At 46.8% G+C, this 1,684-nt stretch carries 1 protein-coding gene and 1 pseudogene; one reads left to right on the top strand and one right to left on the bottom strand.

Annotated features, from left to right (window positions below):
• Positions 1–311 precede the first annotated feature (311 nt).
• Positions 312–1,484 carry an NAD(P)/FAD-dependent oxidoreductase gene (locus Q0294_RS05545; RefSeq protein WP_299461735.1) on the top strand — a complete coding sequence of 391 codons (1,173 nt, stop codon included), beginning with the start codon at positions 312–314 and terminating at the stop codon, positions 1,482–1,484.
• Here the strand turns inward: Q0294_RS05545 and Q0294_RS05540 are convergent.
• Positions 1,485–1,684 (bottom strand): annotated as a pseudogene (locus Q0294_RS05540) (hypothetical protein); the annotation flags it as partial. It lies immediately after the preceding gene.

Genomic DNA, 1,684 nt, shown 5'->3' with positions numbered 1-1,684 from the left:
TCCGCCTTTAAAGTAATCCTAAGAATTCTTGACCAGGGCTGGCCCATTTTCTTTGCTGACGAGGCAGTTCTCAATTCAGCGTAGTCAAATGATAAGATAGGTTCCAACAAAGGAAGTATGTTTGCAATTGAGCACTGGTTTTCACAGATCAGTATGTCTTTATTTAAGATAGGCAATCGTTGTCAGAAAAGAAAGCGACACCCGGAAACAGAATCCCGGCTTCTCAAAAAGCCCGCAACTCGCTATGAATTGAATCTGGTTTTCTTCAAATCGCCGGTTGTCGTTCACTCAGTTCTGATCGAATCTGTTTCATGAAAATTGCAATCGCAGGATGTGGCATCGCGGGAACTGCGGCAGGCTATCTGCTTTCTCAACAGGGGCATGAAGTCACTATTTTTGAACAGTCAGAGCACTGTGGTCCTGTGGGAGCGGGGATTCTCATCCAGCCGATCGGTCAGTCCGTCCTGAAATCTCTGGGAATTTATGAGGACATTTATCGACAGTCTGCCCCACTGAATTCCATTGAAGCGCTCAAGCACACTGGTAAGCGACTGATCCGGTTGGAGTATCAGAATCTGCGCTCGGATCTCTACGGTCTGGGCGTACATCGCGGTCTGTTATTCAGCGTTTTACTGTCTTTGGCGAAACAGGCCGGAACGGTGATTCGTGAAAATGCGCGGATTGCGGGTTACCATGTTTCGAAGTCAGGCGTTTCTCTGGAACTGAAATCGAAAGAGCGTACAGAGCCGTTTGATTTTATTGTAGCTTCAGATGGATCTCGCTCCGCTTTACGGAGTGCTTCGGGCATTGTCCATCAAACTGTTGAGTATGAATATGGGGCTCTCTGGACAACCGGCGGTTGCACTGCGGTGAATGACCGATTATTTCAAGTGGTCGAGGGAACGAAAAAACTGGCAGGGCTCTTACCGATCGGTAATTCGGAGTGCAGTTTCTTCTGGGGATTAACAGTGGCTCAGTTTGAGAATTATCAACAACAGGGGATCGAAGTCTGGAAAAACGAAGTTCTGGAACTTTGTCCGTTATCGGAAGAACTGGTGTCGCGCATCCATTCGTTCGAAGAATTGACATTCACGACATATCGTAGTGTGTCGATGAAATCCTGGTGGGCAGATCGCATTGTTTTTCTGGGAGATGCGGCTCATCCCACAAGTCCGCATCTGGGACAGGGGGCGAACCTTGCGCTGGAGGATGTGTGGACGTTTTCAGAGTGCCTCAAACAGAAAACAGAATTTCGCTCGGCCTGTTTGCTGTACGAATCGCTACGGAAGAATAAAATCCACTTTTATCAACAGATGACGCGCTGGTTAACTCCCTTTTTTCAATCGGACGGTTTTATCAAAGGCTGGGGGCGTGACATTTTCTTACCGGTGATGAGTCAGACGCCGCTACTGCGAGAGCAAATGCTGAAGACGTTGTGTGGATTTAAATCGGACTGGATGAAAAGCCAAATCCCCCAAATATAATTAGATTTTTTTCTTCGCTGCTCCCTGCATTAAAAATAAATGAATGACAAATCCCAATAACAGACCAGCTCCCACCATGATCCAGAACGGATAAGGAGTCATATACTGTTCATATCCATGACGAAAATTCGATCCGAAAATGGTGCTTAGCGTGGCAATAGGGAAAAAGTAGGCAATCAGCAAATTCAATCGATGGGTCG

Origin of the sequence: uncultured Gimesia sp. (assembly GCF_937919775.1) — a bacterium.
Lineage (GTDB): Bacteria > Planctomycetota > Planctomycetia > Planctomycetales > Planctomycetaceae > Gimesia.
This window is presented reverse-complemented; position numbering and strand designations above follow the sequence as displayed.

Excerpts from the sequence above, each read along its gene's own strand:
- Q0294_RS05545 (WP_299461735.1), top strand. The coding sequence starts at position 312 with ATGAAAATTGCAATCGCAGGATGTGGCATCGCGGGAACTGCGGCAGGC.